The sequence below is a fragment of the Nostoc sp. genome, from assembly GCF_036916655.1.
Lineage (GTDB): Bacteria > Cyanobacteriota > Cyanobacteriia > Cyanobacteriales > Nostocaceae > Nostoc.
In genome coordinates, this window is the sequence record NZ_JBALFY010000087.1 from 1 (window position 1) to 25,019 (window position 25,019).

Annotated in this window: 16 protein-coding genes and 1 pseudogene; 11 read left to right on the top strand and 6 right to left on the bottom strand. The window is 40.7% G+C overall.

Annotation, left to right across the window (positions count from 1 at the left end; genetic code table 11):
* Window positions 1-539 precede the first annotated feature (539 nt).
* Complete coding sequence (locus V7L31_RS23425) at window positions 540-689, bottom strand: hypothetical protein (protein WP_334698482.1); 150 nt, start codon at window positions 687-689, stop codon at window positions 540-542.
* A gap of 197 nt (window positions 690-886) precedes the next feature.
* Between V7L31_RS23425 and V7L31_RS23430 the strand changes: the two genes are divergently transcribed.
* Complete coding sequence (locus V7L31_RS23430) at window positions 887-2,410, top strand: S-layer homology domain-containing protein (RefSeq protein WP_334698483.1); 1,524 nt, start codon at window positions 887-889, stop codon at window positions 2,408-2,410.
* Window positions 2,411-2,666: 256 nt separating this feature from the next.
* The gene (locus V7L31_RS23435) at window positions 2,667-3,446 is read left to right on the top strand and encodes an MBL fold metallo-hydrolase (protein ID WP_334698484.1); all 780 of its coding nucleotides are present in this window, start codon (window positions 2,667-2,669) and stop codon (window positions 3,444-3,446) included.
* Window positions 3,447-3,590: 144 nt separating this feature from the next.
* On the opposite strand, the gene V7L31_RS23440 is transcribed toward V7L31_RS23435, so the two are convergent.
* Window positions 3,591-4,601, bottom strand: a complete 1,011-nt coding sequence (locus V7L31_RS23440; protein ID WP_334698485.1) for a mechanosensitive ion channel family protein — start codon at window positions 4,599-4,601, stop codon at window positions 3,591-3,593.
* Window positions 4,602-4,714: 113 nt separating this feature from the next.
* Here V7L31_RS23440 and V7L31_RS23445 point away from each other — a divergent pair, with 113 nt between their 5' ends.
* From V7L31_RS23445 to V7L31_RS23465, 6 genes and pseudogenes are all read left to right on the top strand, one after another.
* Entirely contained in the window at window positions 4,715-5,632 is a 918-nt protein-coding gene (locus tag V7L31_RS23445; RefSeq protein ID WP_334698486.1) for a histone deacetylase family protein, read from the top strand.
* Window positions 5,633-5,838: 206 nt separating this feature from the next.
* A complete protein-coding gene (locus V7L31_RS23450) occupies window positions 5,839-10,317 on the top strand; it encodes a translation initiation factor IF-2 N-terminal domain-containing protein (RefSeq protein ID WP_334698487.1) in 4,479 nt (1,492 codons plus the stop codon).
* A gap of 420 nt (window positions 10,318-10,737) precedes the next feature.
* A complete protein-coding gene (locus V7L31_RS23455; RefSeq protein ID WP_334698488.1) occupies window positions 10,738-10,935 on the top strand; it encodes a hypothetical protein in 198 nt (65 codons plus the stop codon).
* A 467-nt stretch (window positions 10,936-11,402) separates the two neighbouring features.
* On the top strand, window positions 11,403-14,228 hold the full coding sequence (locus V7L31_RS23460; protein ID WP_334698489.1) for a calcium-binding protein: 2,826 nt from the start codon (window positions 11,403-11,405) through the stop codon (window positions 14,226-14,228).
* A 268-nt stretch (window positions 14,229-14,496) separates the two neighbouring features.
* Window positions 14,497-14,634: pseudogene (locus tag V7L31_RS32700) on the top strand (translation initiation factor IF-2 N-terminal domain-containing protein); the annotation flags it as partial.
* Between the two features lie 92 nt (window positions 14,635-14,726).
* The gene (locus V7L31_RS23465) at window positions 14,727-15,512 is read left to right on the top strand and encodes a class I SAM-dependent methyltransferase (protein WP_334698490.1); all 786 of its coding nucleotides are present in this window, start codon (window positions 14,727-14,729) and stop codon (window positions 15,510-15,512) included.
* 155 nt (window positions 15,513-15,667) lie between these two features.
* On the opposite strand, the gene V7L31_RS23470 is transcribed toward V7L31_RS23465, so the two are convergent.
* The 4 genes from V7L31_RS23470 to V7L31_RS23485 all read right to left on the bottom strand — a co-directional run bounded on the left by V7L31_RS23470 (window position 15,668) and on the right by V7L31_RS23485 (window position 18,959).
* Entirely contained in the window at window positions 15,668-16,075 is a 408-nt protein-coding gene (locus V7L31_RS23470; RefSeq protein ID WP_334698491.1) for a hypothetical protein, read from the bottom strand.
* Between the two features lie 419 nt (window positions 16,076-16,494).
* Window positions 16,495-16,929: a CAAD domain-containing protein gene (locus V7L31_RS23475; protein WP_334698492.1), complete on the bottom strand. Its 435-nt coding sequence runs from the start codon at window positions 16,927-16,929 to the stop codon at window positions 16,495-16,497.
* Window positions 16,930-17,115: 186 nt separating this feature from the next.
* Window positions 17,116-17,577 (bottom strand): BON domain-containing protein, encoded by a 462-nt coding sequence (locus V7L31_RS23480; RefSeq protein WP_334698493.1) that lies wholly within the window; start codon window positions 17,575-17,577, stop codon window positions 17,116-17,118.
* Window positions 17,578-17,699: 122 nt separating this feature from the next.
* The gene (locus V7L31_RS23485) at window positions 17,700-18,959 is read right to left on the bottom strand and encodes a histidine kinase (protein WP_334698494.1); all 1,260 of its coding nucleotides are present in this window, start codon (window positions 18,957-18,959) and stop codon (window positions 17,700-17,702) included.
* A gap of 431 nt (window positions 18,960-19,390) precedes the next feature.
* On the opposite strand from V7L31_RS23485, the gene V7L31_RS23490 reads away from it, so the two are divergent.
* The 3 genes from V7L31_RS23490 to ilvD all read left to right on the top strand — a co-directional run bounded on the left by V7L31_RS23490 (window position 19,391) and on the right by ilvD (window position 24,743).
* Complete coding sequence (locus V7L31_RS23490) at window positions 19,391-22,513, top strand: MFS transporter (RefSeq protein WP_334698495.1); 3,123 nt, start codon at window positions 19,391-19,393, stop codon at window positions 22,511-22,513.
* Window positions 22,514-22,846: 333 nt separating this feature from the next.
* Window positions 22,847-23,002 carry a hypothetical protein gene (locus V7L31_RS23495; RefSeq protein WP_334698496.1) on the top strand — a complete coding sequence of 52 codons (156 nt, stop codon included), beginning with the start codon at window positions 22,847-22,849 and terminating at the stop codon, window positions 23,000-23,002.
* Between the two features lie 55 nt (window positions 23,003-23,057).
* Entirely contained in the window at window positions 23,058-24,743 is a 1,686-nt protein-coding gene (ilvD, locus tag V7L31_RS23500; RefSeq protein ID WP_334698497.1) for a dihydroxy-acid dehydratase, read from the top strand.
* Window positions 24,744-25,019 lie beyond the last annotated feature (276 nt).

Consider the following 25,019-nt stretch of genomic DNA (forward strand, 5'->3'; position numbering starts at 1 on the left):
CCATCCCTGTATCGGTAAGCAAATGTTTAAGTACCTCCGTAAATGCCTCTAATCCACCCGCTGAGGCGGCAATGCCAACAATGGGAAATAAAGCAGCTGTATTGTCTTGCTGTATGTGAAACGCTTCATTAGCGATAGATTCAGATACAGGTTGCTCAGAGGGTCGATCGGATGTCATAGGCTAAAATTTCGCACTGGAATGGTTTAGCAGAATAAGTCAGTTTTAGTTTTCCAAACTCAAAGGGATATCTAAAACGAGCTACGCTCACCCTAAAACTGTGTCAATAAGTAGTTATCAATACGACTATAAAACTCGTATTTAATTTTTGAAAAAATTATTACACATCTATATCCTTCCGTTTCTGTTCCCTCGGCAATCAAGTGAACTCAATAATCAAATCGGATTTCGATAGTTGACCTGCTAAACATAAATTTTATTAACAGTGTTTACCATAATATCCTATTGTTAGAGTTTGTGTTTGAATAGACATTTTAATAATGTTGTATATAAGGTGAAATTCCCCAACACTCCAACAGACTTAGCGAAGCAAGAAAGTAAATATTGAATTGCCCAGGTGCGATCGCAAAACTTTTCGGTCTACTGACGCTACATAACGATAGCCTTTTTGTTGATACCAGTCATCTACTAGCACAAAAATTGTCGTCAACAGGATCGAGCCAAATACCATATTTATTAGGAAATGTCAAGTTTTGGTGTGGTTACCTTTATCTTACGGTTTCCCTTCTTTTATTACTACCCCGTCTCACATAAGCCGTAACTCCTAACTCAACACTCATTAGATGTTAGTTCCATCTACCCCAAGGGATTAATAAGTCGAGGGATACCAAATAGCCCTGTGACTTTTTAGACGAATGGTAGTGTGGGATGAAATACATAATTCAAAGTAACTTTACTCATTTGAGCAAATTTGTTCTTACTGCAACTTCTGTAGCAGTATTTTCGCCAATATCTTCTGCCTACGCAGCTTTAGGGTTCTCTACCACCGTCGCCCAAATAACAGAAGAACAACAACTTTTAGCCCATAAAGAAGTAGAAACAAGGAATCGCCCCACTATCCAACGGCAAACTGTGATGACAGTAAGCCGTAACGTTTCGGTAAAAGCGAAAAAAACAGGTTTTAGTCTTACCATTTGGCAACCATCTGGTAATTTTTCAGAAGTGATTGCTCGTATCTCTGTCAAGAGTAAAGGTAGTAAGGGCTATTTAAAAGAGCAGTTTTTGGGTGATTACAAATATAAGATTAAGCAAAAAGCAAAATTTGTTAAGGGGTTAAAAGCTAGCGATCGCATCGTCGTGCGATTGTATGATATTCAAAACCGTTTTATTGGCTACAGCGAATTTGAATCTTTGTCGGCAAATACCACAGTTAACTTGATTTTGTCAGCCAAACCTACAGAATACCCAGTAGTTCGCACTGTTTACGGTATTGATGCTGACCAAAACGGCACTATTGACGCTGGTACTACCACTTACGACTACTTCACCCAAGTTAGAAATCAACGTGTTATTTTCCTGAGTAGTTCCCAAACCTTCCAAGGTAGTCAGTTCCAAGTAGAAGGTTTATCAACAATTGCAGCCACTAGTGTTTATCCCGTCTCTTTCACACAGGGCGAGTATGCTTTAGTGCGTCAGTCGTTTGTGAATATTTTTAGTTCCGACTTGGCAAAGGTTTTGCAAGCTACTCCTGGCAGCTTGGTGCAGGTGATTGAAGTCGGCGATAACTCTAGCTACGACATCAGCCAAATGCTGATGAATTATCGCCAAGTCAGACTGTCTCGCCCTGTGAAGGTTGCATTTTCTGATGTTTCCATAGACTACTGGGCTAAAGATTTTATTGCCGAATTAGCCTCAATGGAAATTATCGAAGGTTTTCCGAATGGAACTTTCCACCCTGATGCACCAGTAACTCGTGCCCAATTTGCGGCAATGCTGCGAAAAGCTTTTGCCAAGGGGAAAATTCGCCAAGCAGTAGCATTTAAAGATGTCTCAACTAAATCTTGGGCTTATAATGCCATCAACGAAGCTTATCAAATGGGCTTTTTAAACACTGTTATTGGCAAAGATTTTAACCCCAGCCAAAGCCTTTCTCGCCTTGACGTTTTGGTAGCATTAGCGCGAGGATTAAATTATCAAACTAGTGGTTCCACAGACACAATCTTATCTGTTTACAGCGATGCAACTACTATTCCTCGTGAATATCGCAGTCTGATTGCAGCTTTGACACAACGCGGTATAGTCGTAAACTATCCCAATGTGAAGATGCTAAATGCTGAAGGGCTAGCAACCAGGTCTGAAGTGTCTGCTTTGCTATACCAAGCCCTGTCTAGTACTGGACAAGTAACAAATATTTCTTCGCAATACGTCGTTGGACAACAAATTGCAGACTGAAACTTCGACAGATAAATTAATCCAATATTGTGGGGTGGGCATCCTGCCCGCCCAGTTTATAGGGCGGGCAGGATGCCCACCCCACAAGAGTTAATTGGGTATTTTTTTATTTGGAAGTCCTTTATCCGTTGAGGCAGATAGAGGATGCAGGGGGGAGAAACAAAGCTTATCTAAACTGTATTGGGTACTAACCTTGACACCCGCAAAAAAGCTGACACGATTGATAATGAAGAGAGGCGTTATCTTCACAAAACTTATGTTTTTAACTTGGTTAGACAGTAACTCTTGGCTGCTGGAAATTGGCGGTAAACGAATATTAATTGACCCTTGGCTGGTTGGTTCGTTAATTTTCAGTAATTTGGATTGGTTATTTAAAGGTTCGCGATCGCAAAATCGCCCAATTCCCGATAATATTGATTTAATCTTGCTGTCTCAGGGTTTAGAAGACCATGCACACCCACCAACCCTTAAGCTACTCGACCACAGCATCAAGGTTGTAGCTTCTCCCAATGCTGCCAAGGTAGTAGAGCAGTTAGGTTACACCCAAATTACAGTATTGGCTCATGGTCAAACTTTCACTTTAGATAATCAAGTTGAAATCAAGGCTTTCCCCGGCTCTCCCATTGGCCCGACTCTGGTAGAAAATAGTTATCTCCTTAAAGATTTTGAGAGTGGTTTAACTGTATACTACGAACCTCACGGGTATCATTCTCCACAACTCCAACAAGCTGCACCTATCGATGTAGTGATTACACCGTTTATTGACATGACGCTACCTTTGCTTGGGCCGATTATTAAAGGACAAAATAGTGCTTTAGAAGTAGTAAAATCATTACAGCCTCAAGTAATAATACCGACAGCAGCAGGTGGGGATGTGTCCTTTGAAGGATTGCTGATGAAATTCATTCAGACGAAAGGAAATGCTGAGGAATTTCGCTCGTCACTTGAGAAAAACAATCTGGCGACGCGAGTACTTGAACCGAAACCAGGCGATCGCTTTAAACTACCATTAGAAAAACGAGCATTAGCAATCTAAGTTAGCTCAATTCTACCAGGCGATTAGAAATCGCGGCTATACAAACTAAGTCCACCTCCGTGGACTAAGAGAAAATCAAGGTTTTTAACCCACGGAGGTGGGTTTTGCCTGTGTAGCCGCCGCGACTTCTAGTCGCCAGGCTCTTTATGAATTATCCTGCATATATATTTTTCTAATCGGAAAAGGAATTTGAATTCCTGCTTGCTGATAGCGCTTATGTAATTTTTTCACAAATAAATGCTTGCCAATCCGCTGATCAAAGTATTCACTGACCCGCATATAAAGCGTAAAATCTATACTAAAATCATTAAAAGTATGAAATCTGATATATGGTTCACTTTCTTTTAATTCCGGTGCAATTTCTTGCATAACTTCTTTGGCAACTTCTACAGTCACTTTTTCAACCTCTTCCAAATCGCTATCATAACTGACACCCACATCCATTGTTAAAGTAATTTCTTTTGCGGGTAAATGATAATTTGTGAAAATCGCCGAAGACAACTTAGAGTTAGGAACAATGACGACATTATTTGAAATTTCTTTAATAGTTGTATTTCGCCAAGAAATATCTATAACATATCCTTCATGTCCAGCATCTAATTTTACATAGTCTCCAGTTCTAACTTGTTTAGAAATAATTAAGTAAAAACCAGAAAACAAATTTGCAAGTGTATCTTGAAGTGCCAAACCAACTGCTAAACCACCAATACCTAAAGTTGTGACTATCGGTGTAATTTGAACACCTACTGTTTGCAAAATAATTAATGTTCCTAAAATCAAAACAGTAGTTTTAGCAAGGTTAGAAATTAGTGATGTGGGAACTCCTTCGGCTCTGCGAATAAATAAATTAACAAAACCAGCAGTCAATCTGGCTAGGAATAGGGTTACTGAATACAGCAGTGCGATCGTCAAAACTTTTTGCAGTACGATCGCAATATCTGGTTTTAGGGGTGCGCTCAAAATTGCCCAAAAAAAGCCGCCAATGACAAACCAAATAAAGGTCATACGATGGAGAGAGTGAAATATAATATTCCCCCCAGCAATTCGTTTATTATTAACGAATGTTTCTAGTTTTTTAAAAATAACTTTTTCACCAATTATTCCAGCTAGTAAGCTAGCTAGAATAAATACAATCGGCAGAATCCATTCCATCATATCAATTTTAAATTTGGAATTTTAGATTTTATGAAAGCAGCATTTATGCTGTGATTATGGCTAAATTTTAGCTTGTTAGTTGTCGGATTAGCTGCTTGAGATTTTATTTCCTTATGGATTTGCCAATTATTTACCACCCAGATTACGTTGCTCCACTACCTGAAGGACATCGTTTCCCGATGGCTAAATTCCGACAACTCTACGAATTGCTGTTAGCTGATGGTGTCGCCAATCAAGAACAATTTCACACTCCCGAACGTCCGCCACCAGAATTGATAGAGTTAGTCCATACCCCAAGCTATGTTCAAGCTTATTGTGAAGGAACCCTAGATGCCAAAGTACAGCGCCGTATTGGTTTGCCTTGGAGTTCAGCGTTAGCGAATCGGACTTGTGTAGCGGTGGGTGGTACAATACTGACTGCGAAACTGGCACTAAGTCAAGGTTTAGCTTGTAATACGGCTGGTGGAACTCATCATGCTTTTCCTAGTTATGGATCTGGCTTTTGTATTTTCAACGATTTAGCGATCGCCTGTCGCGTTTTACAAAAATTTGGACTCGTTCAAAAAATTCTGATTGTAGATTTGGATGTCCATCAAGGGGACGGCACAGCTTTTATCTTCCAAGACGACGACAGCGTTTTTACTTTTTCCATGCACTGCGAAGTCAATTTCCCCGGTACAAAACAAAATAGCGATTTGGATGTTCCTTTGCCGATAGGAATGGAGGATGATGCCTATTTACAAACTTTGGCAAATTATTTATCAGATTTATTGTCTAAAGTCAAGCCAGACTTAGTATTTTATGATGCTGGTGTTGACCCGCACATAGGCGATCGCTTGGGAAAATTGGCCCTTACCGATGCTGGCATTTTTCGCCGCGAAATGCAGGTTTTGAGTACTTGTATGAGTAGCGGTTATCCTGTCGCTTGCGTTATTGGCGGCGGTTATGCTGATGATATGAAGTCTCTAGTATGGCGGCATTCCCTACTGCATCGCGCCGCCAGTGAAGTTTACCACCAGTACAAACTATAGTCATTTAGTGGAAAATACTACCTAAAATCTAATAGAGTTCAGAATGAGCAACAAAACACTTGTAGAGACGGCGATTTATCGCGTCTCGAAAACCAAAAATTGTTGCCGCCAGTCGCCCTTAACTGAACCATATTGACCTAAAATCGTCAATTTTTTAAATATGCGTTTAAATTTAAAACCTATTTTTTCGGCAAAGGAACTGCTGCATGAACAACAGTAAACTCAGAATCTACGAACTAGCAAAAGAATTAAATTTGGATAGTAAGAAACTATTATTAATTTGCGAAAAACTCAAAATTGTAGTCAAAAGCCATACCAGCGCCATCTCAGAATCCGATGCAGAACGTATACGTTCAGTAGCAAATAAACTAGCAGCAAAATCCTCAAAAACTAAAACAAACTCTGAAGATTGGGGCTATATGTTTATAGCTTCAGCAATTGAGAGCTTTATCCGCCATCTTGAAGGTGAAACCGCCCTGAAATCATATCCTGAATTTCGGGAGCGGCGCGATCGCGCCAATGAGTTAATGTCTGAATGTGTGGGGAAAAAGCCTTCTCTCTTTTATGTACGTCGTAAAGGTGCAGGGAAAGAGGCAAGAGAAGAAATTTGGGATTTGACAATAGCAACAGACTCCGATGATTTTCCATTACCCGCAAGACTTGAAAAGCTCAGAAAAACATTAGGATTTAGAGCAGCTGTACCAAAAGATGGACGCGGCGGTTTAAAAATACTTTCGGCTCAATTATTACAACCCTCACGGGGACACGCCGACAGCTATGCTATACCTTGCCGTTTGCGTTTGCTGCCTAATCATCAGCATCATCTTGACATTCCGCCGACAACATTGAAACGTATTGCAGCTGCACCAGTTTGTGGCGAAAATGTACCCACAGAAGATCAGCTTAAAGCTTGGAAAGCGTTTTTGCAAATTGAAGAAAAAATTGCGAAAGCGCGTCAGTTTTGTGTACGTTACGTAAGCCATAACTATAACTTCAAAAGACGAATCAGTTTTGAAATTGATGTAGCTTCAGCCACTCTTGACGGCTTTTATCAAAATTCCCTCGATGTGGACAATTTTTGGGAACGAGCAAGACGCACAAAAAACGAAGATTTGAAGCTTTTTGAAACTGCTCCCGTCGGCAAAAATTGGATTAGCGGCCGTCAATTAGGGACTGTTGAGGAAATTGACCCCAACCGTTGTATTATCAGCCTCAGATTAGAACGCGATTTAGCTGAATTCATGGCAACAGAGCGTTATAAGTTGCCAGATACAGGATTTTTATGTTTCGAGGCAGTTGGTGATATTCAGCAGATTCAGCGCAAGAAAAAAGCTTTAGATGATTTGAATAACGGTTACACCCAAAATCCGTATTTAGGTAACTTTTTATTCGATGCTTCTCAGGCGAGACAAATTAAAACAACCGTTGAACTTCAATCACAAGATTTATTGTTATCTTCTGCTAATCCTGGTCAGAAAGCAGCAGTAGAAAAGGTACTTGCTGCTAAGGATCTTGTTCTTATTCAAGGGCCACCGGGTACTGGTAAAACTACCGTAATTGCTGAGATTTGCTATCAAATTGCCCTTCGTGGTGGACGTACTTTAATTGCTTCTCAAGCCAATTTAGCAGTAGATAATGCCCTAAGTCGATTAGTTCATAACCCTGTAATTCGTGCTGTCCGCAAAGGAAGAGCCGAGAAAGTTGGGGAAGAAGGACAGCCATTCTTAGAAGATCAAGTGATTGGAAGATGGTTAGAAAATACGGCTAATGACTGCGAAAATAATATTACACAACGACTCGAAAATATCCAAACTTTCAGTCAATTACTGGCATCATCAGAAAGATTCACGGCTTATTTACAAGCAGAAGAAGAATTTAATCAGCAACAGAACAAATTTTATAAAAATAAGATAAAACTAGAGGCTAACTTTAAAAATCAAGAGAAATCTTATAACGAAACTGTAGAAAAGCATAACGAGGTTGAATCACTAATTTCAAGACTAAAAAATATATTAATTACTGCACCAAATATCGACTGGGAAGCTTCAGAAGTTACAGATTTTTTGCCACTTCTTAAACCCTATACAGAAGGTAACAATTTAGTAGAAGAATTCTTAACCAATGTTCGTCAAACTATCAAGTATACTGATGAACTTGGCTTTGTGCGTCCGACGCTTGGTGCTTTTGGTTTAGCGGCTTGGTTACGTGAAACAGTAGATACAGAAATTTCTAAATTTAAAACTGCTTTGACTTATGCTCAAGATGCAAGTAAAGCCATCTCAGAGGTTGCGGTTTCAGTGCAGGTTGTCAAACAAAATTTCGCATCGTTAAATCAACTTCAACCAGATTATCAACAATATCTTAATAAGCTGCAAAACCTACAGCAAACAATCCAGATATGGGAAAATCGCAAACGGGAAATAGATTATATCATCTCAGCCGTTAAGGAATGGAAATCTACAGCGCCTTCTCATCTGTATCAAACTTTAAAAGATTGTCACCAATCAGGTTTACCACTAACAGAGAATTTAGTGGATTTGCCTTTAGGTTTGTTGATGTTTGCTAATACATTAAAATTGCCAATAGTACCAAAAATATACAAAATTAACCTCCCAGAATGGGAAGTATTAGCAAAAGCGATCGCTTATGAAATAGACGGAGGTTTTACTGATAGAAAAGGTAAACAGCATAATTTTAGTTATTTTTTACAACAAAATTTTAGCCAGATTCCAATGGTGCTATCAAAGAGCGACCGCACCCAATGGCAAGAAACCTATCAGCAGTTTAATAATTATCAGCTACTCAACCCCAAACAGCGAAAATTATTAGTTGAAAATACTCAAGTTTTTTTAATTAGAATTCAAAAAACTTATGCTACATCGTGGGAATGGAATAACATTGACTCTACTCTCACCAGAATTACCCAAGAATTGCTAGATGTCATCCTTGCAAATGCGCGTCAATGCGTTTTAAAAGTCAAGACAGAAACCGATCAACAGCTTCAGCATCTACAACGACTATTAAATGAACTTCAGAAAAATGAAGTTAGCCAACAGCAAATATCTATTACTCAAGCTGAGGCAGAAAAAGCACAGCAGGATGCTAATTTGCAACTTGGACGAGTAATAAATATCTTGCAAGAACTTAGTCAACAAAATATACCTGCTCAATTACGCATTCTTGTTGAAAAATATCTCACAACACAATCAAATATTTGGGAGCAACCACAAGAATTTTCAAATCAAGTCAATTATTGGGAAACTTCTATTAGTCAGCTTGAAACCTTAATTTCATCGTTAGAACCTTTGGCTGTACTGGAGATAATCAAACATTCTCTAAATGAACATTTATCAAAGTTAAAGGAAGAAAACAAAGTCTCTTTACAGCAGCTTCAAAAATTACAAATTAGCCTACGTGAAATAGAACAAAAATTACAACCACAGCCATCAGAAGATTTAATAATAGAAAGAAATTGGTGGTTAACTGAATGGCAAAGAATCCCGGATAACTTTAAGCCCAAAAATTATGCTGCTGACTTGTTTAATATAGAGTTATTACGCAGCATAAATATTCAGTTTGAATCTTGGCAAGAGCAACTTCATAAAGACGAAATTTATCTCAATAAATATCAGAATTTCGTACAAGATTGGATTGGAAAATTAAGACAGCCAAACGAGCGCGATCGCGACGATTTAAGACGTATCTATTTAGATAATGCTAACGTCGTTGGTATCACCTGCGTTCAAGCTGCAAGCAGAGGTTTTTCGGAAGAATTCAAATCTTTTGATGTCGTCATTATTGATGAAGTTAGCAAGTGTACTCCACCAGAGTTACTAATCCCCGCATTGAAAGGCAAAAAATTAGTCATGGTAGGCGATCATCGGCAATTACCGCCCATGCTTGATACTAGTACTTTAGAAGAAGTTGCCCAAACAATTGGCAATACACGAGACGAACTCCAATTCTTAGAAGAATCACTGTTTAAAAGTCAGTTTGAATCTGCTGATGAAAGCATTAAACAAATGTTAACTACACAGTATCGAATGCATCCATTTATTATGGGTGCAATCAATCAGTTTTATGATGGAAAACTAGAATCTGGTATTTTGGAACCGGATACAAAACGCGCACATCATCTAGCAGGTGAAATTATCCAAGAATCTCAGCATCTTATCTGGGTAAAAACGCCTATCGAAAATCAGTTTTTAGAGCAACGAAACGGAACTTCTTACTTTAATACTCCAGAAATCGATGCGATTGAATGTCTGTGTCAACAGTTCGAGAATACTTGGGCTTCTAAAGTTGCTAATGGTGAACCAAAAAAAGAAATCGCTGTAATTACATTTTATGGCGCTCAATTAAGAAAAATTGATGAACGTCTGCAATCTGAACTTTTCCCTTCATTAGAGATTCGTACAGGGACAGTAGACAGATTTCAAGGGATGGAAAGACCTGTTGTAATTGTGAGTATGGTTCGTAATAATAGCAAAGGAGATGTCGGATTTGCGAAGAAACCAGAGCGGGTAAATGTTGCATTTTCTCGCGCTCAAGAACTCTTGATAATTGTAGGTTGTCATAATTTATTTACCCATCAAGCAGGTAAAGTTGGAAGTATGTATTCTGAAGTGTCAAATATTGTCAGTCTTCATGGAGGTTTGGTTGATGTTTCTCGCCTCTTCAGTTAAACCTACATGAATTCGATTGCTCATATAATATCTACCCAATTTGCTCAATCAAAAAACCTCTCCCTGCCTTGAACTTTAGTTCAAGGCAGGGAGAGGTTCGTCGAACTCACGTTAAACCTATTAATGACAACCTCTAGAATTTTCTAGAATAAATTGAGGTGAACTACTAGCTAAGTTGCCTGCATAAGTAAATACTTCATATTTTTATGTACTATCTATTACACTTATATTGATGAGATGCATTCCCTCATCTGGCGTTACTTCTTGCTAAGATTCAATTTTCTGTTACCCTTACCAACAATTCCATTTCCCTTTTAACCAAGAAATATTTAGATCCGATTTTTTCTGGAAAAGAGATTGTGGCATGTGTAGTAACAAAGCACATATCACTTGATGCTTAATTTAGCTCAAGGGGGTCTAATGATTGATCGCTTTGTAAATCTAATTTTTATCGATTCTTTCGCCCTAGCAATTAACCTGACGTTTGGTAAGTTGCTTCACACTAAAATCTGCAACTATTCATGGGATGGAATGGGAAGTGATGAGCTTTCAACACCAGAAAGCGGCGTTAGTTCTTCGCCATCCTTGGAGGAAGATATCACCACTCATATTTCATAAACCTACTTAGAGCCATGTATAAAGTGAATTCTAAGTAAGGTGTGTTAGGGCTTTGCTATTACGCACCGTGTTACATGGCGGTGCGTTAGCACTTTGATGAAATTTTTGTGACAATTCATCTAGGAATATACGCTTAATAGACCGTACAATAATTTTGTTTTGACTTTATAAATAACCTCTTAAGCTAATGTACTTTTAATTTGCATAACTAGAGCGGGCAAGATTGCCTACCCCACAAGAGTTTTAATTCCAGATAATATGCAAGTTAAACGTCCAACAGCTTACTATTGGTGTCGAATTACTTGAGTTAACGTTTTGCATGACTTGTAAAGATATTAAAACTTAATCATTACTACATCAAAAAAGTCTGAGAATTGCATTATCTTAAGAATTCTCAGTAAATTTGGAAGAATTTCACGAATTATCTGTGCATGTTTGCTCGTTATACCTAGTTAAAAATTCTTATTATGACAGAACCTAACAATACTTTTGCTACCGCGACAGATATCGATCCAAGCTCAAACTTTTACCTTGAGCAGAATGTCATCCTCACCGATTCAGTCAGTTCAAGTGACACTGATGATTACTACAGGTTCTATACTCTCTACGGGCCATCGACCTTATACGCCCCTCTTAACGGTTTATCAGCCGATGCCGACCTTTACCTCTACGACCAAAACCAGAACCTAGTTGCCAGTAGTACCCTCGGCGGCAACCTGAGCGAAACCATTAACGCTTCGCTACAGGCTAATCAGTACTACTACGTAAAAGTACACTCTTATTCGGGAGTCCCCACAAACTATAACCTCTACCTATACAACGATTATTCTGGCCCAACCTTAGCAACAGCAAGAGATATCGGCACTAGTTGGGGTCAAAGTAGCAGTAAATATTTGGCTTATAACAAGATTAACTGGCAAGACTATCTCGACTATCGTGATAACGTTGATGTCGTGAAGTTTACAATGGAAGCTCCTGGCACTATCAGTCTGCGGATGAAAGACTTCACCTATACTGGTGGGCTACAGGCTAGGATGCAGCTACTTGACTCCAACGGCAACGTACTACAGACTGTTTCTGGTACAGTGGGCGATGGTCTAAATGTCGATCGCTATTCAGCTCCTGCTGGTGTCTACTACGTTAAGTACACCCAGATTTCCGGCTCCGACCCTTACACCATCCGCATCGTCACTGATTACGCAGGTGATGTTACTGGCACAGCACGAGACTTAGGAAATGTCAGTGGCAGCAGTCGTCGCTTATACGACATGGTAGGAGGGCCATTTGGATTGCCAACCTATGAAGATGGTAACGATCTCTACAAATTCACCCTGGATAAAACCTCACCAATCGATTTACGGTTAGACATCGATACCTCTGCTTTCCCAACTCCAACCTTTGATGCCAATTTACGCCTCGCCCGTGACACAAACAACGACGGGTTTATTTCAGCAGGAGAAGTCTTTCTATCATCATCGAATCCAGGAGACGATCAGCTCTCAACCACGTTAGATGCAGGCACTTATTACATCCAAGTAGTGCCAAATGGAGCTTATACCAGCTATCAGCTCGATCTCGATTCAGACTTCGATGCTGTTAAGAGCGATCCACAGGCGTATAACAATCTCTCACAAGCGCGATCGCTCGGTGCTTTAATTGGAGAAACGCCCTTTAGTTTGGGTGATGGGTTTGGCATCAGTGCGGGTGATTTCTCTGATTACTTCAAGTTCACCATGACCGCTGCGGGACAACTCTCGGCTTCAGCATTTAATAACCCCTACTACTCTAGAACTACCCAGAATCCCACCCTGTCAATTGTCCAAGACTTGAACAATAACCAGCGGCTCGACCCTGGTGAAACGATTACGCCCTTTAGTGTTGGTTCGCTGACCGCTAACCTCGCGGCAGGAACGTACTTTCTGCATACAAATGGTACCGGTGAACAGGCTGCCTACGACCTCCGATTAGTCTCAGACTACGCCGGAAATACCTTAAGCACAGCTCGCCCACTAGCAGCGATCGCTGGGGCGACACCGCCCAACCAAATTTTCCAGGACTACATCGAACAATCCTTCGATGCCTCCAGTGATGTTAATGACTTTTATCGCTTTGATTTGTCAAATACCTACGAAGTCACGCTGAACACAACTGGCGTTGCTGGTGAAGACTTATCGCTTTCACTGATCAAGGATGTCAATAATAATAATGCGATCGATGCAGGTGATATTTTAGCCACATCAAACGTCTTGAACTCGCCGACAGAAAGTCTCTCGCGGGTACTGGGGGCTGGGCGGTATTTTGTCCGCGTCCAGGGGGTTAACGGTTCCACAAACTACACCCTGACCTCAAAATTCGTCAGCGCCAATGAAGATCCTGATGACACGATCGCTAAAGTTCAAAATAGTGCAGGTAATACTAAGACATTAGGTCAGTTCGCTGACTTTAGCTTGAATCCACAAACTGATGTCGATCTGGTCAAATTTACTGTCTCTGCTGGGCAGCAGGTTGGGTTCGATGTGGATTCTCGCAATGGATCAAACCTCAACACCTACCTAAGGGTCTTCAACTCCAGCGGCACACAACTCGCGGCCAACAATGATGGAGCCGCGCCAGGTGAAACCCCTAGCCAGTTTTCATACTTGGCTTATACATTTACTCAGGCAGGTACATACTACGTCGGTGTGTCGTTAAACCCAAATTCTAATTACAACGCGGTGACAGGTCTTGGTGATGTAGCTGGCTCAGGGGCTACGGGAGATTACCGTCTAACACTGAACGATCTCGGACTAGTATTGACCGGCGATGGTGGGAACAATGCGATCGCTGGTGGTAACGGCAACGATAACCTCAATGGGGCTGGGGGCAATGACACGCTCACTGGCAGTGCTGGCAATGACACGCTCACTGGTGGTACTGGTAATGACCTACTGATTGGTGGGGCTGGTAATGATGTGCTAACCGGAGGTGATGGGGCAGATACCTATCGATTTACAGCTGTTAGCGATCGCCTAGATACAATTAATGGCTTCAGTGGCTCTGGTGGCGACAAAATTCAGATATCTGCCGCAGGCTTTGGTGGCGGATTGGTCGCAGGTACTTTAAGCACAAACCGTTTTCGTTTCGGTGCAGGCATTACGACAGCAAACACAACAACTCAGCGGTTCATTTACAATACGACAAATGGAGCTTTGTTCTTTGATGCCGATGGCAGCTTAGGCGGATCTGCACCATTACAGATTGCTACCTTGTCCGGCAATCCTGCCCTGAGCAACACCAATATTGCGGTTATCTAAACCCCAACTGTGTCCGTAATCTTCAAGTAGCCATTACCAAGTGAAATTTCAGTTTTGAGTCACTGTGTACTATTGACAGTACAAACCTATTTGATTAGTGAAAATTAAAAAGCTTAGATTCCCGACATTTTAAAGATGTCGGGAAATTTATTTTTACTGGGCAATAGTACCCCAAATAAGTAAGGCAGTAGAATTTTAATATGTTTTTCCTTCTCAGTATTTGGGAATACTAGACTTGGAAAATTTTGTTGACAAAGGCAAGCGGTGCATGAACAACGCCCAAGTCAGGGTCTATGAGCTATCAAAAGAATTGAATTTGGATAATAAAGAGTTACTAGCAATTTGCGACCAACTCAAGATTTTAGTCAAAAGCGATAGTAGTAAAATAATAAGGAACAGAAGCAAATAAATGTATACTGACTGAGTTTTTTCAAAAATCAAATACGATTTATGTATAATATATTCACTGTTTGAAAAATTAGTGAAAAACTTAAACAAATGGCTGTTTATGAGCAAATTGGCAAAGGCTATGATTTGACTCGTCGGGCTGATCCTGACATTGTTGCCCGATTAGCTGCTCACCTCCAAATCAAATCAAATTCCTCATATCTCGATGTGGGATGTGGCACCGGAAATTACACGCTAGCTTTAGCAAAACATGGTGGTGTTTGGCATGGACTAGACCAGTCAAAGCAGATGATTGATGCTGCTAAGAATAAGAGTAATTTTGTCGCTTGGCAAGTTGCCGAAGCTGAAGCTTTACCTTATGCTGATAAGATTTTTTCAGGTGTGCTATGCACTCTAGCAATACATCACTTTGCTGCATTAACCCCTGTTTTTCATGAAATTTACCGTGTGTTGATGGGTGGTAATTTGGTGTTTTTTACTGCTACACCAGAGCAAATGAGCCAATATTGGTTAGTCGAATATTTTCCAGAGGCTATATATAAATCTGCTGAACAGATGCCAAGTTTAGAAAATATAAGATTTGCTCTCAATGAGGCAGGTTTTAATTCAGTAGATATCAAACCTTATTCTATTTCAGAAAACTTACAAGACCTATTTTTATATAGTGGTAAATATCGTCCTGAAATATATTTAGATAAAAATGTCCGCTCTGGAATTTCGACGTTTGCTTTGCTAGCTTCTGCGGATGAAATCGCCACTGGGTGTCAAAGGCTCGCAGCAGATATTAATACGGGACGCATAACTGAGATTGTCAATAAATATGAAAACAATCACGGAGATTATTTGTTTGTAATTGCCGATAAAGTAGTAAGTTGAGCTAATACATAAGAGACTGACAAATAAAAAAATTTCCAATGACAGAGGTGGTCTATTTATTGAAAATAGCTATAAGTCTTGTGGGGTAGCGTTTATATGGCAGTCAAGATGGCCACCCCACAAGATTGGATAATTTATTTCTTGGAGTTCCCTAATTAAATTACTCCTGGCCCTCTACCCCGATTGTCACTATTTTCTGTTAACTTGCCTTCCTCGTCCTGATTAATTTCTCCAAGTTCTTCAATACGTTCTGCTCTCTCTTCTGCTGCTTGTTGGCGTGCATCGCCTGGTTGTTCGTAGTAAATTTCCGGTTCAACTGCATAGTTGTTCAACAAACCTTCTTTGTCCACAGTATAGCCATCGGTGGTGCGTATACTTTCTGGATCGGTTTGGTCATCGGTAGATACATCTGCCTCCCCTTCTTCTGTAGGGAGTGTTTTATACTTATTTCCTTCTCTTTCAATGCGAGCAGCTGTTTCTGCTGGGATAATACCGCGATCGTAAGTATCGACTTCAGCCCGATCAGATGAATCTATACCTTTATTAACTGCTTCATTAGCCATAATTTATGTCCTCGTTAAAGAATGTATTAAATAACTTCAAGAACTAGATTAGGCTGTTTTTTATCTCTGAACTACTATCTTTAGAAGTGATTTCAAATTAAATATAATCTTATGTTCTCTATCTTTTGAGGTATCAAAAAATCATATTTAAGCAAAAACACACCATGTCCTGGCGAATAGAATGAGACTCTTGGTCAATTCACGGTGGGTTTGATCCCTCACCACTAAAATATTTTCATTTTGACGGTTAGAGAGACGCAATAAATCGCCATCTCCTACAGGAAATCTATCCATCAATTATTTATTGACATACTAGTACAACACGGCGTAAATATACCACCCATTCCAAATCAATGAAACGCTTACGCTGTATTCATTTTTAATTTCGCCTTGCGGTACTAGTCTAGTGTTCAGGAAATTTATTCGCCCACAAACTGGTTTTTCAGGAATTGAATTTCAGCGGACAATTCTTGCCGAGTTGAAGCCTTCAGTAGATAACGGGAAATAAACCAAGTGGCGTAACCAATTCCAACTAACTCAAAGAGCGGTGATAGTAGTGGAATATCATTGATTGCATCCAAAAGTGCTAACACTACTTTCGCTGTAACAATCGCCGCCAAAATCAAAGCAACAGTTATTAGAGGCTGCTTGTAGTCTTGAAAAAAGCTACTTAAGTATTGGGGCAATTGCTCCAATACTTGAGTAATTTGTCTGCTAATTTGTTGCCATTGAGATTCAGGTTCACGGGCTGGTGGTAACTTTGGCAAGTTTGTAGTATCAGTACCTTCAAGCGCTAGTGTACCTGGTGAGAATGAGGCATTGCTCGATTCTCGTTGTTGTTGTTCAGTTCCCATAGTTTTTATTTGGGGCAATTACAAGAGTTTGTATAACTGACTAATCGTAAATAAATAATAATTATTCGAGTCGTCAGTTGTCAATTCTTAATGGTCAGTTATAAGTATAACTGACCACTAACACTGAGTAAGAGTATTTAATTTTATTTATGCCTACCTACTCAGTTGGATTTATTGTTAGTTTCCTTAGCTTTTTGGTGGGGCAACTGTTGCCTTAACAACTACAGTTTTGACACCTTTAATTTGTTTAGCTAAAGTTTCGATTTTAGCCAATTCCTGCTGATTGCTGACAGTTCCCGCAACAGTCACAACACCACCATCTGCGGCATTAACTGTGAGTTGACCTTTGGGTATATTAGCCTCCAACTTGGAGCGAACTTCACTTGCTAAGTCACCTTTAGCTCTTGTTGTATCGCCACCAGTGGTATTATTGCGCTGTTCGCGGGCGCGAATATCCTCATTTAGCTGTCTTCTGCGAACTTCACTTTGTGCATCTTTTTGAGAAGCTTCTGTGGTTTTTGCAGTCGGTGTTTGGGGAGCTTCATTAGGATTATTGGGTGCAGATTCACTTGTTTTAGAAGCGTTATCACAAGCAGCAAGACCAAATACTAAAAGACCGCTAATTAAGAAGGGAGTTAGCTTTTTCATAGGTTTAATTCGCAATCAGAAGGTGAAATTTGTTGATATTTACAAGACAAAGGAGGAGCAAAGTTTTAAATTTATTGATCCTGCAATTTTGGGCAATGAGTTTGAGTGACAACTACTTTGGGTTAAAGTGCTTCATCACGACGATCAACAATGACTACGGCAGGATCGTTTCTATGAGGCTCTGTTGAGTAATTGGTGCGATCGCTATTATGGGTGACTTGTTCAAAACCTGGGCGATGTTCACTAATCTCTGTGGCATCATAGATAGCAAATTCTTCAATACCTCGATGTCTGAGAATTGCTTCAGCTTGGCGGATTTCAGCTTCCGTACCATCGATAATTACTAAGTAGTCGCCTCTTTGGAAGCGATCGCCATATACTCTAGCTCTATCTTCAGGGATTCCCAAACCAACGAGCGCGCCAACAATACTCCCAGCGGCCGCACCGATAGCGCCACCAGCCAATGTTGTTGCCAAGGTTGTTGCCACTGCGCCACCTGCAAGCACGGGCCCGATTCCAGGAATTGCTAAAGTCCCCAAACCAACTAATAAGCCAGTCAAACCGCCGACGACTCCACCTGTTGCTGCTCCAGCTTTTGCACCATCGTCTGCTTTATTACCTGTACCAACACTTCTATCTACATCTACGCCAGCGATCCCATGAGCGTTTGTATCTTTGGCGATGATGGAAACTCTATCTAAAGAAAAACCCGCATCTCGTAATTCTGTAATTGCTACTTCTGCATCTCGACGATGTGAAAATACACCGATGGCACGTTTAGCTACACCACTATAAGCTGGAGTCGGAGTAACATTACCAGTGCCTACATTTGCCACATCTGGGTTATCGTAAATGCCAAACTCTTCCACACCCTGACGATTTAGAATTGCTTCAGCTTTGAGAATTTCTGCATCTGTGCCATCGAGAATAACTAAATAGTGTCCCCGTCTCACGCGTTCGTCGTAAACTCTGGCTCGTTCTTCGGGAATTCCTAAACCAATTAATGCACCAAGCAAACTACCCGCTACTGCACCAATACCAACACCAGCAAGAGTTGTAGCTAGAGTGGTTGCTGCGGCTCCAGCTAACATAATTGGCCCAATGCCAGGAATTGCCAAAGTACCAAGACCGACTAGTAAGCCAGTTAATCCGCCCAAAGCGCCGCCTGTGGCTGCTCCGACTTTAGCACCTTCATCCGATTTATCGCCGACGCGATCGCGCACTTCAGCCCCAGCAATATCATCTTTGTCCCCATCTTGGGTAATGACAGAAACTCTATTCATGTCAAAACCAACTTTTTTCAATTCATGTAGTGCATTCTCAACATCCCGGCGATTAGAAAATACACCTACACCACGTTTATGTACAACACCTACAACCATTATTCTCTCTCCTCAGCAATAGTCACTTATTCACAAATTTATAACTTGTAATACCCCCTATTAATACATTTTTATATCCCAGCTACATCAATCGCTTGGAAGAATTTTTATCTCTATCATTAGGCATAGGTGACTTTATCTAAATGAGTAAATAATTTTCACGTATAAAAAGTTAAATATTGATTGCTACTAGTTATCAATGAGTGTTTTAAAAATATGTTACAAAAGATTGCTTTTTTGATATTTTCTATTTCTATCAAATTACCTAAAACTGCATTACTTAGTAAAAGAAAAAATATTCTTTAAAGATCCAACTTTTGGTAAATAAACTTACTACCTAAGAAAGCTTCGGCGTAGATAACTGATAATTAAGCTAATAAATAAGCCATTTGATAAATGGGTATGTAATTGAGTACAAGTGAGAAAATCTTATGTATGATGGTGTTTTAACCATTTTGGGATGGAACTGGTTGCCTTTTGGATTAGAGCCTGTAAATTTAACTCAGGAAATACTAACTCCAGAAAAAGCATCAGTTCTTTTCTCTGGGTCTAAATTCTTAGTAGCTTTACTGGCTGGGGTTTCAATGGCCTTTGCCTTTCAATTGTTACTTACAAATTTTTCAGTTGCAGCCGGAATTTCATCTTGGGAAATTCACTCTGATTCTGACGATGAGTCAGAAGGTTTGGGTAAGACTATTCGTAAAGTTCAAGCTAAAATTGGTGCTTGGGCATTAATAACCGCGAGCATTGCATTATCTATTGCTAGTTTTTTAGCCGTAAAACTGAGCTTAATCGAAAGTGCATTTTTAGGAGCAATTATTGGTGTAGTCATCTGGTCTATCTATTTCTCACTAGTAATTTGGTTGGGTTCATCGGCGGTAGGTTCTTTAATTGGTTCTATTTCTAATACTGTCACTTCTGGTTTTCAAGCTCTGCTGGGGACAGCAAATGCTGGCATTGGTGCTAATGCTGCAAAAAAACAGTTAGTTTCTACCGCTGAAGAGATTACAGCCGCAGTCCGACGGGAATTAACTTCAGGTTTTGATTCCGAAGGTATTAAAAATACGCTCCAAAGTTCCTTAAGCTCTCTGCAATTACCAAAGCTGGATATCAAACAAATACGCACTCAATTTGACCAGCTTCTTAAAGATACAGATTTACAATCTGTTGCCAATAGTGATTTACTGCAAAATGTTAACCGCCAAACCTTTGTTGATTTAATCAGCAGTCGTACAGATTTATCGAAAGAAGATATCAATGGCATTGCTGACCAATTTCAAGATGCTTGGCAACAAGCTTTGAATCGCAAGAATCCTACAGAACAAGTAATCAATTTACTTAAATCTGCTAGTCCTGACGAACTGAATTCCGATCAATTGGGTGAACGGCTTCAACAACTAGTTACATTGGGAGGCGGTAATGGCAATGGTGTAATTAAGCAAGCTATTCGATATGGCTTGAGTGCAGCAGCACCAGCAGTTTTGGAGCGAGTAAATCTTTCTAATATCGATGTGAACAAAATTACAACTCAGTTGCAAAAGCTGAAAGAAAAAGTTCAAGATGTCGATGTCGATGAAATCACAGAACAATTCAAAAAGTTTAGAGAGCAAGCAACTGAGCAAGTATCTGCAAAATTACCAATATCGCTGGAAAATGCAATTAAGAAAGATGTAGAAGACTACATATTGCATTCGTTCCCTTGGCACTTCAATCGAATTACTTTAGTAGATGAATTTAAAGAAGTCATCTATGACGTAAATGCAGATCCAACAACTGTGAGACGAGAGTTGGAAGAAATTAATCAAGAATATTTCACCAATTTACTACAGCAGCGGGATGATATCAGCGAAGCCAGAGTGAAAGAAATTTCCGAACAAATGGAAAGCGATCGCCTGGAAGTTTTAGAGACTGTCAAACAGGCCGGAGCGCGCGAAAAAGGGCAAGATTTCCGCAGCCGCATTGAAGATTATCTGCGTTCGACGGGGAAAGAAGAACTCAATCCTGAAGGTATTGAGCGGGATTTTGCCAAGTTGCTGGACGATCCACAAGCTGGTTTTGAAGATTTAAGCGATCGCTTTGGGCAATTTGATCGGGATACTTTTGTACAATTGCTCCAACAGCGTCAAGATATCAGCGAAGAGGAAGCTAATAATATAGTTAGTCAACTCGAAAGCAACCGCGATAATCTGTTGAATCGTGCTAGAGAATTGCAAGAACAAGCAAAAGCGAAAGCTGATGAACTGCGCCAAAGGGTTGAAGAATATCTGCGGAATACAAACAAAGACGAACTCAATCCCGAAGCTATCAAACGTGAGTTTAAAATTTTGCTAGACGATCCGCAAGCCGGAATTAGCCTGTTGCGATCGCGCCTATCACAATTTGATCGGGATACCTTGGTACAATTGCTCAGTCAGCGTCAAGATTTGAGCGAAGAACAGGTAAATCAAACCCTCGATCAACTTGAAGCAGTCCGAGACAGTATTTTGCAAGTACCGCAGCAAGCGAAAGAACAGTACGAAAAAACCACAAAAGCGATCGCTGAATATCTCCGCAATACCAACTTGGACGAACTCGATCCAGAAGGTATCAGAGGCGATTTGGAAAAATTACTCGATGATCCCAAAGCTGGAGCCTTAGCACTGCGCGATCGCTTATCTAATGTCGATCGAGAAACATTGGTAAAACTCGTGAGTCAACGCGGCGACTTGAGTCAAGAGCAGGTTAATCAGATTATCGATCGCGCTCAAGATGCCATTGGTGATATCCTGAGAGCGCCACGACGTTTAGCCAAGCGTACCACTCAAAAAGCTTTAGATTTTGAAGCCAATCTGGAAGAATATCTGCGTAATACCAACAAAGATGAACTCAACCCCGAAGGAATCAAACGCGATTTGCAATTGCTGCTGTCTTCTCCCCGCGCTGGACTTGGGAATTTAAGCGATCGCGCCTCAAAATTTGACCGTTCGACAATTGTGGCGCTATTATCTCAACGGGAAGATATCTCAGAAGAAGAAGCTAACCGAATTGTGGATCAAATTGATTCTGTTCGTAGTTCTATTGTTGAACAATTCCAACAGATTCAGCAGAGAGTGCAATCAGTGTTAGATGGAGTTTTTGCCAAAGTTCGCAACTATCTTAACTCCCTGAATCTTCCTGAACTCAACTATGAAGGCATTAAGCAAGATTTTGCGAAAGTCTTCGACGATCCCCAAGCTGGATTTGAAGCATTGCGCGATCGCCTCAGTGAATTCGATCGTGACACCTTAGTTGCTGTATTGAGTTCTCGCGAAGATATTTCCGAGGCGGATGCTAACCGCATAATTAGCCAAATAGAATCAGCGCGGGATGGCGTATTGCAACGAGCCGAACGCATCCAGAAAGAAACCCAAAAACGCCTGAAAGCGATTCAAGATCAAGCTAAAAAACAAGCGGAAGAAACCAAAAAAACCGTGGCAAATGCTGCGTGGTGGATATTTGGGACAGCGATTACTTCTCTTGCGGCTAGTGCGATCGCTGGAGCAGTGGCCGTTATGGGGATACCTCTACCTCGTTAAAATATTACCCTCATCAAGAATTTTAAGAGAAAATATCAAGTGGTATTCAGTTTTTACAATTGAATGCCACTTTTTTTATACATAAATAAAATAAATTACCCCACAGCGCACTATTACGACCTTTTGATTCCGATCTAGATCAAAAATCCTATCTAAGTAAAGGTTTCAGATTTCGTGATGGCGAGAGTAATAAAATAGGGTTAATTATTATTTCTTATTGTTTGCTTTGCCCTTTAGCGGAAAGGAAATTCATCCTCTTATATTAGCAACGCCGTCTTCTGATGGGGAAGTGACGAGGTAATTTTTTACCCTTAAAATTCAGGATCAACCACAATGCCAACCATTAACGGTACTAATCGCCCTGACAGTCTTGGTAATCTTTCTTCTATTCTCCCTTATCTCATTAATGGATTGGATGGTAACGATACGATTAGGGGCGGAAACCCCACTCCTAAGCGATCGCTCTTAGAAGTGGGGTTCTTATCATGAGAAAATCAGATAATACAATCGCAATACAAGCGATGATGCCACGGAAGGAAAAAAAATGTCGGAGAATTTGAGAAGCCAAATTGTGACGCAAGGGGTGCAGCGATCGCCTAATCGGGCTATGCTGCGTGCAGTTGGTTTTAAAGATGAAGATTTCAACAAAGCCATTGTAGGCATTGCCAATGGCTACAGTACGATTACTCCCTGTAATATGGGGATAAATCAACTGGCGCAAAGGGCAGAGGTGGGAATTAGAACTGCCGGGGCGATGCCGCAAATTTTCGGCACAATTACCATTAGCGATGGAATTTCGATGGGAACTGAAGGGATGAAATATTCCCTAGTGTCGCGAGAAGTCATTGCCGATTCCATTGAAACCGTCTGTACTGGACAAAGTATGGATGGTGTGCTAGCGATTGGCGGTTGTGATAAAAATATGCCAGGGGCAATGCTAGCGATCGCTCGGATCAATATCCCTGCTATTTTTGTTTATGGCGGCACTATCAAACCCGGTCACTACAACGGACGCGATTTAACTGTTGTCAGTTCTTTTGAAGCTGTTGGTCAATATAGTGCTGGAAAAATTGACGAAAAAGAATTATTAGAAGTTGAAAATCGAGCTTGTCCTGGTGCTGGTTCCTGTGGGGGAATGTTCACAGCTAACACCATGTCTTCAGCATTTGAAGCCCTGGGGATGAGTTTGCCCTATTCTTCGACAATGGCGGCAGAAGATGCCGAAAAAGCTGATAGTACCGAGAAATCAGCCTTTGTATTAGTCGAAGCTATCCGCAAACAAATCTTGCCTCGCCAAATTATCACCCGCAAATCTATCGAGAATGCCATTTCTGTAGTCATGGCCGTGGGTGGTTCGACCAATGCAGTGTTGCATTTATTAGCGATCGCCCGTGCCGCTGATGTAGAGTTAACTATAGACGACTTTGAAACTATCCGCGGTCGTGTTCCCGTTTTGTGTGATTTAAAACCAAGCGGTAAATATGTCGCCACAGATTTACACAAAGCTGGTGGCATTCCCCAAGTAATGAAGATGCTACTTGTGCATGATTTATTACATGGTGATAGTCTTACCATCAGTGGTCAAACAATTGCAGAGATATTAGCAGACATCCCCGAAGAACCATCCGCCAATCAAGATGTGATTCGTCCTTGGAATAACCCAATGTATCCCCAAGGACATTTAGCCGTCCTCAGAGGTAATTTGGCAACAGAAGGGGCTGTCGCCAAAATTACCGGGGTGAAAAAACCAGTGATTACCGGGCCTGCACGAGTGTTTGAATCGGAAGAAGCTTCTTTAGATGCAATTTTAGCGGGTAAAATTCAACCTGGTGATATTCTAGTCATCCGCTACGAAGGGCCTAAGGGTGGCCCTGGAATGCGAGAAATGTTAGCTCCCACCTCTGCAATTATCGGTGCTGGTTTGGGTGATGCTGTGGCATTAATTACCGACGGACGTTTTTCTGGCGGTACTTACGGTATGGTGGTTGGTCATGTTGCACCAGAAGCAGCAGTAGGTGGTGCGATCGCCCTTGTAGAAGAAGGCGATAGTATTACTATTGATGCACCCGCTCGTCTATTGCAGTTGAATATATCTGAAGAAGAATTGGCCCGTCGTCGTGCCAACTGGCAACCTCCCGCTCCACGTTACACTAAAGGCGTGTTGGCGAAATATGCCAAATTGGTATCTTCTAGCAGTATTGGCGCTGTGACAGATTTGGACTTGTTTTAATTAACCTGACAACTGTGGCGCAAGTTTGCCTACCTTGGCGTTGCATATTTGCGGGATGATTTTGCTAGTTTTGTGGGATGGGCATCTTGCCCGTCCCTTGTATTTTAGGGCGGACGAGACGCCCACCCTAAAAGAATCATCCCTTGATTCAGCAACGCCGCTTACCTTTAACAAGGGCTGAAGCTAGTCTGTTGACTTTGTGAGTTTTTCAGTGATATTTTTCATACAATAACTATGTCGTCTTATTTAGGAAAGGTAAAAGAAAAATGGAATTCA

Excerpts from the sequence above, each read along its gene's own strand:
- V7L31_RS23480 (WP_334698493.1), bottom strand. The coding sequence starts at position 17,577 with ATGAAAAAGCTAACTCCCTTCTTAATTAGCGGTCTTTTAGTATTTGGT.
- V7L31_RS23440 (WP_334698485.1), bottom strand. The coding sequence starts at position 4,601 with ATGATGGAATGGATTCTGCCGATTGTATTTATTCTAGCTAGCTTACTA.
- V7L31_RS23435 (WP_334698484.1), top strand. The coding sequence starts at position 2,667 with ATGTTTTTAACTTGGTTAGACAGTAACTCTTGGCTGCTGGAAATTGGC.
- V7L31_RS23470 (WP_334698491.1), bottom strand. The coding sequence starts at position 16,075 with ATGGCTAATGAAGCAGTTAATAAAGGTATAGATTCATCTGATCGGGCT.
- ilvD (WP_334698497.1), top strand. The coding sequence starts at position 23,058 with ATGTCGGAGAATTTGAGAAGCCAAATTGTGACGCAAGGGGTGCAGCGA.
- V7L31_RS23450 (WP_334698487.1), top strand. The coding sequence starts at position 5,839 with ATGAACAACAGTAAACTCAGAATCTACGAACTAGCAAAAGAATTAAAT.
- V7L31_RS23430 (WP_334698483.1), top strand. The coding sequence starts at position 887 with ATGAAATACATAATTCAAAGTAACTTTACTCATTTGAGCAAATTTGTT.
- V7L31_RS23425 (WP_334698482.1), bottom strand. The coding sequence starts at position 689 with ATGGTATTTGGCTCGATCCTGTTGACGACAATTTTTGTGCTAGTAGAT.
- V7L31_RS23445 (WP_334698486.1), top strand. The coding sequence starts at position 4,715 with ATGGATTTGCCAATTATTTACCACCCAGATTACGTTGCTCCACTACCT.
- V7L31_RS23460 (WP_334698489.1), top strand. The coding sequence starts at position 11,403 with ATGACAGAACCTAACAATACTTTTGCTACCGCGACAGATATCGATCCA.
- V7L31_RS23475 (WP_334698492.1), bottom strand. The coding sequence starts at position 16,929 with ATGGGAACTGAACAACAACAACGAGAATCGAGCAATGCCTCATTCTCA.
- V7L31_RS23485 (WP_334698494.1), bottom strand. The coding sequence starts at position 18,959 with ATGGTTGTAGGTGTTGTACATAAACGTGGTGTAGGTGTATTTTCTAAT.
- V7L31_RS23455 (WP_334698488.1), top strand. The coding sequence starts at position 10,738 with ATGATTGATCGCTTTGTAAATCTAATTTTTATCGATTCTTTCGCCCTA.
- V7L31_RS23495 (WP_334698496.1), top strand. The coding sequence starts at position 22,847 with ATGCCAACCATTAACGGTACTAATCGCCCTGACAGTCTTGGTAATCTT.
- V7L31_RS23490 (WP_334698495.1), top strand. The coding sequence starts at position 19,391 with ATGTATGATGGTGTTTTAACCATTTTGGGATGGAACTGGTTGCCTTTT.
- V7L31_RS23465 (WP_334698490.1), top strand. The coding sequence starts at position 14,727 with ATGGCTGTTTATGAGCAAATTGGCAAAGGCTATGATTTGACTCGTCGG.